The organism is Streptomyces durhamensis (assembly GCF_000725475.1).
In the GTDB taxonomy this organism is placed as follows: domain Bacteria; phylum Actinomycetota; class Actinomycetes; order Streptomycetales; family Streptomycetaceae; genus Streptomyces; species Streptomyces filipinensis.
In genome coordinates this window covers 247227-256603 of record NZ_JNXR01000016.1, presented here as the reverse complement: position 1 = coordinate 256603, position 9377 = coordinate 247227, and the positions used below count along the sequence as shown (strand labels likewise).

Annotated in this window: 8 protein-coding genes; 4 read left to right on the top strand and 4 right to left on the bottom strand. The window is 70.9% G+C overall.

What is annotated here, in order from left to right:
• Positions 1-40: 40 nt before the first annotated feature.
• The 3 genes from modB to IO33_RS0125545 all read left to right on the top strand — a co-directional run bounded on the left by modB (position 41) and on the right by IO33_RS0125545 (position 2967).
• Positions 41-889, top strand: coding sequence for a molybdate ABC transporter permease subunit (gene modB / locus IO33_RS0125555; RefSeq protein ID WP_031168998.1), 849 nt, complete (start codon positions 41-43; stop codon positions 887-889).
• Positions 886-1980 carry an ABC transporter ATP-binding protein gene (locus IO33_RS0125550; protein ID WP_031168996.1) on the top strand — a complete coding sequence of 365 codons (1095 nt, stop codon included), beginning with the start codon at positions 886-888 and terminating at the stop codon, positions 1978-1980. Before modB ends, IO33_RS0125550 begins: the two co-directional genes overlap by 4 nt.
• Positions 1981-2190: 210 nt before the next feature.
• A complete protein-coding gene (locus IO33_RS0125545) occupies positions 2191-2967 on the top strand; it encodes a class I SAM-dependent methyltransferase (RefSeq protein WP_031168994.1) in 777 nt (258 codons plus the stop codon).
• Between the two features lie 67 nt (positions 2968-3034).
• Here the strand turns inward: IO33_RS0125545 and IO33_RS0125540 are convergent, their stop codons facing one another.
• The 4 genes from IO33_RS0125540 to IO33_RS0125525 are packed head-to-tail and all read right to left on the bottom strand — an operon-like array spanning position 3035 to position 7941.
• The gene (locus IO33_RS0125540) at positions 3035-4708 is read right to left on the bottom strand and encodes a glycoside hydrolase family 13 protein (RefSeq protein ID WP_031168992.1); all 1674 of its coding nucleotides are present in this window, start codon (positions 4706-4708) and stop codon (positions 3035-3037) included.
• Positions 4709-4746: 38 nt separating this feature from the next.
• Positions 4747-5580, bottom strand: a complete 834-nt coding sequence (locus IO33_RS0125535) for a carbohydrate ABC transporter permease (protein WP_031168990.1) — start codon at positions 5578-5580, stop codon at positions 4747-4749.
• Positions 5577-6632: a carbohydrate ABC transporter permease gene (locus IO33_RS0125530; protein WP_051926955.1), complete on the bottom strand. Its 1056-nt coding sequence runs from the start codon at positions 6630-6632 to the stop codon at positions 5577-5579. The genes IO33_RS0125535 and IO33_RS0125530 overlap by 4 nt, the downstream gene beginning before the upstream one ends.
• Positions 6633-6642: 10 nt before the next feature.
• Positions 6643-7941, bottom strand: a complete 1299-nt coding sequence (locus tag IO33_RS0125525; RefSeq protein WP_031168986.1) for an ABC transporter substrate-binding protein — start codon at positions 7939-7941, stop codon at positions 6643-6645.
• Between the two features lie 328 nt (positions 7942-8269).
• On the opposite strand from IO33_RS0125525, the gene IO33_RS0125520 reads away from it, so the two are divergent.
• The gene (locus IO33_RS0125520) at positions 8270-9340 is read left to right on the top strand and encodes a substrate-binding domain-containing protein (RefSeq protein WP_031168983.1); all 1071 of its coding nucleotides are present in this window, start codon (positions 8270-8272) and stop codon (positions 9338-9340) included.
• Positions 9341-9377: the final 37 nt, after the last annotated feature.

Here is a 9377-nt window from a genome sequence, read left to right as displayed (position 1 = left end):
AGGGCCAGAAGGTCCTCAGCCAGGCCGGATTCCTCAAGCCGTGACCTCGCTCCACGAGACCGACGCCGCGACCGGCCCCCGCACGGGCCGGCCGCGGCGACGCCGCATCGGCACGGGCGCCCCACTGCCCCTCCTCCTGCCCGCACTGGTCGGGTTGGCGTTCCTGGTCCTCCCGCTCATCGCCCTGCTGGTCAGGGCGCCTTGGGGCGCCATGCCCGACCTGCTGACCAGCACCGAGGTGTGGCAGGCGCTGCGGCTGTCCCTGATCTGCGCGACGGCGGCGACGGCCGTGAGCCTGGTGCTGGGCGTGCCGCTCGCCTGGCTGCTGGCACGCGTCGAGTTCCCCGGGCGTGGGCTGGTGCGGGCCCTGGTGACGCTGCCGCTCGTCCTGCCGCCGGTCGTGGGCGGTGTGGCCCTGCTCATGGCGCTCGGCCGTAACGGGGTGATCGGCAAGTGGCTCGACAGCTGGTTCGGGGTCACGCTGCCGTTCACCACCACCGGAGTGGTCATCGCCGAGGCGTTCGTCGCGATGCCGTTCCTGGTCATCAGCGTGGAAGGCACCCTGCGGGCCGCCGACCCCCGCTACGAGGAGGCGGCCACGACGCTGGGCGCCTCGCGCTTCACCGCGTTCCGCCGGGTCACCCTGCCGCTCATCGCCCCGGGCATCGCGGCCGGCGCCGTACTGGCCTGGGCCCGCGCCCTCGGTGAGTTCGGCGCGACGATCACCTTCGCCGGCAACTTCCCCGGCCGCACCCAGACCATGCCGCTGGCCGTCTACCTCGCCCTGCAGAACGACCCGGACGCGGCGATCGCCCTCAGCCTGGTCCTGCTCGCCGTGTCGATCGCGGTGCTCGCGGGGCTGCGCGACCGCTGGATGAGGGCCGCATGACCGACACCCGTAAGCCCACGCAGAACGCCGTCGGCACGCCCGGCCGGGCCGCCGACGGACTTGCCGCCCGTCTGGTGGTCCAGCGCGGTGCCTTCCGCCTCGATGTGACGCTGACGGCTGCGCCCGGTGACGTGGTCGCCCTCCTCGGCCCCAACGGCGCCGGCAAGACGACCGCGCTGCGCGCCCTCGCCGGTCTCGTCCCGCTCGCCGACGGTCATCTCCGGCTCGACGGGGCCGAGTTGGACCGTACGCCGCCGGAGTCGCGTCCGGTCGGCGTCGTCTTCCAGGACTACCTGCTCTTTCCCCATCTGTCCGCGCTGGACAACGTGGCTTTCGGACCGCGCTGCCACGGCGCGAGCAAGGCCGAGGCCCGCGCCCAGGCCGCCGCCTGGCTGGAGCGGATGGGGCTCGCCGAGCACGCCGCCGCCAAACCCCGCCGGCTCTCCGGCGGCCAGGCCCAGCGCGTCGCCCTGGCCCGCGCCCTGGCCACCCACCCCCGGCTGCTGCTCCTGGACGAGCCGCTCGCCGCTCTCGACGCCCGCACCCGTCTCGACGTCCGCGCCCAACTCCGCCGCCACCTGGCCGACTTCGAAGCGGTCGCCGTCCTCGTCACACACGACCCGCTGGACGCCATGGTGCTGGCCGACCACCTCGTCGTCATAGAGGACGGACGTGTCGTCCAGGAGGGCACCCCGGCGGACATCGCCCGCCACCCCCGTACCGACTACATCGCCCACCTGGTCGGCCTCAACCTCTACCGGGGACAGGCCCGAGGACACGCGGTCCAGGTCGACGGCGGCTGCGTGGTCACGACGACCGAGGACCTCACCGGCCCCGCCTTCGTGGCCTTCCCGCCCGGCGCCGTGACCCTGCACCGAGAGCGTCCCGCCGGCTCCAGCGCCCGCAACCTCTGGCGCTGCGAAGTGGCCGGTCTGCAGAGCCATGGCGACCAGATCCGCGCCGACCTCACCGGCGAGCTGCCCCTGGCCGCCGACCTCACCACGGTCGCCGCCGCCGAACTGGACCTCCGTCCGGGAGCCACGGTGTGGGCGACGGTCAAGGCGGCCCAGACACACGCGTACCCGTCCTGAAGAGACGAGCGGGTCCTGGGCGGGAAGCGGCCGACCCCTTGTCGCTACCTCCAAGCCCCGGCCCACACAAACCAAGGCTTTTGTGAGATCCACTGAGCATTTGCCAGGTGATTGTCGAATATCCGCCGCAGATGCAGGATGGAGGTTCGACCCTGCGGTACCCGCTTGGGTCGTAGCGCACCCCTGCTCACGAGGCGAGGTAGACCCCCGATGACCACACGCACCCAGGACGGCAGCGCCGGTGACGTCGCCCACGGCGCCATCGGCTCCGCACACGCCTCGTTCCGGCGGCCGGACGAGCGGATCGCCCGGTTCGTCGCCGAGGCCCTGGGTGACGCCCGGAAGGTCCTCAACGTCGGCGCCGGCGCCGGATCGTACGAGAGCGCGGCGCGTGCGGTGACGGCGGTCGAGCCCTCGGAGTCGATGCGCGCCCGGCGCCCGACGGGCCTCAGCCGTGCGATCGACGCCGCGGCGGAGGATCTGCCCTTCGCCGACGGCGCGTTCGACGCGGCGATGACGCTGTTCAGCGTGCACCAGTGGTCCGACGTGCGGACCGGGCTGCGCGAGATGCGGCGCGTGACGGTCGGGCCCGTGGTCATCCTGACCTGCGACCCCGCTCTGGTCCGGGACTTCTGGCTGTACCGCTACGCACCCGAGGTGCTGGACATCGAGGCCCGTCGCTACCCGCCCGTCGAGGAACTGGCCGCGGCGCTGGGCGGCACCTGGACCGTCCAGACCGTGCCCATCCCCCTGGACTGCACGGACGGGTTCGACGAGGCGTACTACGGCCGGCCCGAGATGCTGCTCGACCCCGCCGCCCGCCAGGCGTGTTCGGCCTGGAGCTTCGCCGACGACCACGTCCGCGAGCGCTTCGACCGGACGCTGCGGCGCGACCTGGAATCCGGGGCCTGGGACGAGGAGTTCGGCCACCTGCGCGGTCGCCCCACGTACGAAGGCTCGCTCGTGATCGTGCGCGCGACCCCGTGAAAGCGGAACGGGGAGCGCACCTCCGGTGGCCGGAGACCGGAGGTGCGCCCCGTGGTGGGACAGCCGGTTACACCGCCAGCCAGACCGCCTGGTCGGGCTTGAGCAGGCCGTCCTCGAGGGGGCCGCTCGACAGCAGGACCGAGGTGTGGACGGGCAGTGCGCAGGCCTCGGCCGACAGGTTGACCACGCAGACGAAACCGGGGTCACGGGCGAAGGCCAGCACCCCCTCGGGAGCGTCCAGCCAGGTGAGGGTGCCGTCGCCGAGCGCCGGATGGTCGCGGCGCAGCCGCAGCGCAGCGCGGTAGAGCTCCAGCATCGACGCGGCGTCGCCGGTCTGCGCCTCGACGCTCAGCCCGGCCCACGCGGCCGGCTGCGGGAGCCAGGGCGCGGTGGAGGCGTCGTCGGGGCTGAAGCCGTACGGTGCCGTGTTTCCTGACCACGGGACGGGCACGCGGCAGCCGTCGCGGCCGCGGTCGGTGTGTCCGGACCGCTCCCAGACGGGGTCCTGGAGCACGTGCTCGGGCAGGTCCTCGACCTCCGGCAGGCCCAGTTCCTCGCCCTGGTAGATGTAGGCGCCGCCGGGCAGGGCGAGCATGAGCAGGGCCGCCGCGCGGGCGCGCCGGGTGCCCAGTTCCAGGTCGGCGGGGCCCTCGGGGCGGTACGGCTCGTTGGCCGTCCACCGCCTGACCGTCCGGCGGCCGTAGCGGCTCGGGTGACGCATGACGTCGTGGTTGGACAGCACCCAGGTGGCCGGCGCACCCACCGCGCCGAGCATGGCGAGCGAGTCGTCGATGACGGCGCGCAGGTCCTTCGCGATCCAACCGGACATGAGGAAGTCGAAGTTGAACGCCGTGTGCAGACCGTCCCTGCGGACGTACGCGGCGAGCCGCTCGGGGGTGTCCGCCCAGGCCTCGGCGACGAAGGACCGGTCGCCGGGGAACTCGTCGGCCACCTTGCGCCAGGCGCGGTAGATGTCGTGGACCTCGTCGCGGTCCCAGTGGGGGTGGTCGACGTGGGTGCGGGGCCCCGCGTCCGCGGCGTCACGGGAGGCGAGGGGGCCCAGCACCGCGGGCTCCTGACGGGGCGGCAGGTCGGGCAGTTCGGGGTGCTTGACGAGCCCGTGGGCGACGTCGATACGGAAGCCGTCCACGCCCCGGCTGAACCAGAAGCGCAGGACCGATTCGAACTCCGCCCGGACTTCCGGGTGTTCCCAGTTGAGGTCGGGTTGCTGGGGGGCGAAGAGGTGCAGGTACCACTCGCCGTCGGGCAGCCGGGTCCAGGCCGGCCCGCCGAAGCAGGAGACCCAGTCGTTCGGCGGTGCGGAGCCGTCGCCGCCGCGGCCGGGGCGGAAGACGTAGCGCTCGCGTTCCGGGCTGCCGGGGCCTGCCGCCAGGGCGGCCTGGAACCAGGCGTGCTGGTCGGAGGTGTGGTTGGGCACGATGTCGGGGATGACGCGGATGCCGTGCCGGTGGGCTTCCTCGATGAGCTGCTCGGCCTCGGCCACCGTACCGAACAGCGGGTCGATCGCGCGGTAGTCGGCCACGTCGTAACCGTGGTCCGCCATCGGCGACTTGTACCAGGGGTTGATCCAGATGGCGTCGACGCCGAGCGACTTCAGATAGGGCAGGCGGGAGCGGATGCCGGCGATGTCACCGACGCCGTCGCCGTTGGCGTCGGCGAAACTGCGGATGTAGACCTGGTAGATGACGGCGCTGCGCCACCACGGTGCGGTGCTGGGCATGGTGTGGGGTGGGCCCTTTCGGGAGTGCGGGAGGGGGTCTACTTGGCCGCGCCGGCGGTGAGTCCGGCGACGATACGGCGCTGGAAGAGCAGCACCATGGCCACCAGCGGGACGGTGACCAGGACGCCCGCCGCCATCTGGCTGCCGAACGGGGTCTCGAACTGGGTCGCGCCGGCGAACTTGGAGATGGCGACCGGTGCCGTCTGCATGGCGGACTTGTTGGTCATCGACAGGGCGATGAGGAACTCGTTCCAGGCGGCGATGAAGGTGATGATCGCGGTGGTGAAGATGCCCGGCGCGGCGAGCGGGATGATGACCTTGCGGAACGCCTGGCCGCGGGTGCAGCCGTCGATCATCGCGGCGTGCTCCAGTTCGTCGGGCATCTGGCGGAAGAACGTGGTGAGGTTCCACACCGCCAGCGGCAGCGCGAAGGACATGCTGGGCACGATCATCGCCTGGTAGGTGTTGATCCAGCCGATGTCCGTGAACAGCTTCAGCAGCGGGACCACGATCGACACCACCGGGAACATCGAGGTGGCGATGATCAGTGTGAGGATCAGCCGCTTGAAGCGGAACTCCAGCCGGGCCATCGCGTAGGCGGTGAACGTGGCCAGCAACAGCGCCAGCGCCGTGGTGACACCCGCGACCAGCAGGCTGTTCAGCAGCGCGCGGGTGAACCCCTGGGAGGGGTCGAACACCGCCCGGTAGTTCTCGAACGACACCGGGGAGGGCAGCGGCGAGGTGTCGAAGATGTCGGAGGTGCGGCGAAGGCTGGAGACCAGCATCCAGTAGAACGGGGCCAGGCAGTAGGCCACCACCGCGGCGACTCCCAGGTACAGCAGCCGGGTGCGCAAGGTCGCTGTGCGGGTCATGCCGCCACCTCCGTACGGCGCGGCGCCAGGATGCCCCGCAGGCTTCTCCGGTTCGCCTTGCCGCCGTCGCGGTCGCCGACGAGGTCCGCGCCGAGCAGCCGGACGAAGGCGAGCGCGATGAGCAGGACGTAGAGGAAGAGGATCACCGCGTAGGCGGAGGCCGGTCCGAAGCGGACGTTGGAGGCCTCGTTCTGGGCGAGCATGGACAGGGTTTCCACCGAGTTCTTCTGCGCGCCGACGAGGATGTACGGCAGGTCGAACATGCGCAGCGCGTCCAGGCAGCGGAACAGCACCGCCACCAGCAGCGCGGGTTTCACCAGGGGCAGGGTGACGTGCCAGAACCGGCGCAGGGCGCTCGCCCCGTCGATGCGGGCGGCCTCGTAGACCTCCTTCGGGATCACCTGCAGCCCGGCCAGGACCAGCAGTCCGATGAAGGGGGCCGTCTTCCACACCTCGGCGACGATGACGGCGACCTTGGCGTGGAAGCCCTCGGTGGTCCACAGGACCTGGCGTCCGAGGATCGCGTTGGCGATGCCGTTGCTGTTGAAGATCCACCGCCACAGCAGGCCGGAGATGGCGGTGGGCACCGCCCAGGGCACGAGGATGCCGGCCCGTACCAGGGCGCGGCCCCTGAAGGCCTGGTGCATGATCAGTGCCATCACGACGCCGATCACCGTCTCCAGGCCCACCGTGACGACCGTGAAGAACGTGGTGTTCCAGAAGGCGTTCCAGAACCGCTGGCCGGCGGCGCCGAGTATGCCGGCGTAGTTGTGCAGGCCGACGAACGGCTCGGTCGTGCGGATGAAGCCGGTGCTGGGGTCGAGGCCCTTCGGTCCGTAGAGCGATTCGTGCAGCGCCATGAGCGTCGGATAGAGCACCACGATGGTCAGCACCAGGAGCGTCGGGGAGACCAGCAGGGCCGCCATCCGGCCCGAACCGGCGGTCGCCCGGGCCCGTGTGCGGCGACTCGGGCGCACGGGTGCGGCGGGCCGCTGTGCGGCGCTGCCGCGTTCGCGCACCGCCGTGCCGGGCGGGGTCGTCGTGTCCGTCATCTCCCGCTCCTCACTGGGCCGTGGACTTCTGCAGCGCGCTCTGCAGGTCCTTGAGCGCCTGGGCGCCGCTCTTGGCGCCGGTCAGCGCGGCGTACGCCTCCTGCTGGATCGCCGAGGTCGCGTCGCCGTACTGCACGACCCGCGGCCGGGGCACGGCGTGCAGGATGGACTGCTTGAGGTCGGGCAGGTACGGATACTGCTTGACCAGCGAGGCGTCGTCGTACGACCGCGCGTACGGCGGGGCGAGGGAGGCGTCCTTCAGGAACGTGCCGGCGCTGTCCTGGCTGCTGAAGAACTTCATGAAGTCGAGGGCCGTGGCCTTGTTCCTGGCGAAGGACGACAGGGCGAGGTTGTGACCGCCCAGGCTGGAGGAGCCGGGTCCGTTCAGGCCGGGCAGCGGCGCGACCGCGAACTTGCCCGCCAGCTCGCTCTTTTCGGCGAGTGCGTACATGTAGGGCCAGTTGCGCAGGAAGATCAGCTTGCCGGACTGGAAGGCCTGGCGGCCGTCCTCCTCCTGGTAGGTGACGGCCTCCTTGGGGATCGTGCCGTCCTTGACGGCGCCGACGAGGAAGTCCAGGCCCTTGCGGGCGCCGGGCGTGTCGACGTCCGGCTTGCCGCTCGCGTCGGTGACGACACCTCCCGCGGAGTTCACGGCCTCGGCGAAGTTGACCGTCAGGCCCTCGTACTTCTGGAACTGACCTGCGTAACAGGACATGCCATCCGTCCCGGGCAGTCGCTTCACCTTGGCACAGTCGGCTGTCATCTGGGACCAGGTGGCCGGGGGCCTGGTGATGCCGGCCTTCTTCAGCAGGTCGGTGCGGTAGTACAGCAGTCCGCCGTCGGAGCTGGCCGGGACCGCGTACAGGCCGCCGCGGTACTTCGCCGTCTCCACCACCGGCTTGAGCATGTCCTGCAGCGGGAACCTCTGGCCGGGCACCCGGTCGATCCACTGGTGGGCGGCGAACTCCGACGTCCACACGACGTCGAGGGAGAGCACGGTGTAGGCGTCGGACTTCGTCTCCGCGTTCTGGATCATCTGCTGCCGCTGCGAGTCCGCGTCCGTGGGCAGCTGGACGAAGGTGACCTTCTCCTTCGGGTGCAGCGTGTTCCAGCGGTCGATGACCTTCTGCACGACGCCGGAGGTGTCCTTTCCCGCCACGTAGGTGATGGGGCCGCGGCCCTCGAAGGACGTGTTCCCGGCCGGCTGGCCCGAGTCACTGCCTCCGTTCGAGCCGCAGGCGGTGAGGAGGAGCCCGGCGGCGACGAGCGTCGCCGAGCACCGGAGGGCTCTGGTGGTCCTGGTCTTCACTGTCTCTCTCCTGGTCGTGCGGGAACCGAAGGCGCGGCTGATCGCCCGTGAGACTGTGCTGTCACGGCACTTCGATGAAGAAAAGTGCAGGTCAAAGCCGTGCATGAGGGATGAACAAGGACGGCGTCGAACCCGTCGAGACAACGCTTGCACGCTAGGAGTGCACTCAGGCGAAGTCAATCCGTAACTTGTCGGTAGTTCGAACGAATCTGAAAGAGCGCGCGGCACATTTACCGGCAAAGAATGACATGGCGACTGCGGACGACTGCCGTGACAGCGCTGTCACGACGGATGGGAACAAGGGCCGTCCCTGTGCTAACTTCCGCTCATGTCACCCGCTCAACGGCACCCCACGATGGCCGACGTCGCCGAACGGGCCGGCGTCTCCCCGTCCACCGTCTCCCGCACCCTGCGCGGCCTTCCGACCGTCTCGCCGGAGGTCCGCACCCGCGTCGAACAGGCCGCCCGCGAACTGAACTTCGCGGTCTCCCGCCAGGCGGCGAGCCTCGTCACGGGAAAGACCGGAGTCGTGGCGGTGCTCGTGCCGACGCTCAACTCGTGGTTCATGGGATCGGCGCTGTCCAGCCTGGGCCCCCTGCTGCGCGCGGCCGGCCGGGAACTGAACGTCTACGTCATCCCCGACATGACCGAGCGCATCTCCTTCTTCGAGCGTCTCCCGGCCCGCCGCAACGCCGACGCGCTGCTCGTCTTCGGCTTCGACCTCACCACCGAGGAGACGGCGCGCCTGGACGACCTCGGCATGCCGGTCATCTACGTCAGCCAGCACGCCGAGGGCCGGCCCAGCGTGTACGTCGACGATGTCGCCGGTGCCCTGAAGGCCACCCGGCACCTGCTCAACCTCGGTCACCGGCGGATCGCGTTCGCGCCGACCACCGGGGCCACCGGCTTCAGCTTCAGCTCGCGCGAGCGCCTGCTCGGCTACCAGCAGGCGCTGGCCGAGGCGGGCATCCCCCTCGACGACGAACTCGTGGTCACCATGGCGGCCGACGACACACGCGGTCTGATCACCGGAATCGGACAGCTGCTGAGCCTGCGCGAGCCACCCACCGCGCTCTTCGCCGAACAGGACGAGCTGGCCGTGGCCGTCATCCACACGCTGCGCCAGACCGGCATCCAGGTGCCCGACCGGATGTCCGTCATCGGCTTCGACGACCACCAGGTGGCCCAGTGGTTCGACCTGTCCACCGTCGCCCAGTCACCCACCGACATGGGCCGGCTCGCGGGAGAACTCGCCCTGCGGCTCATCGACGACACCGCAGCCGACCACACCCGGCACATCATCCTGCCCACCCAGCTGATCCCGCGGGCGACGACGGCCCCGCGGGCCACGCCCCAACTGCCCCGACTGGACGAGGAGACGGCACAGACACCCCCGTAGGCGCCCTCCTGCGGCATCGGCCGCGCCCGTACGCCGG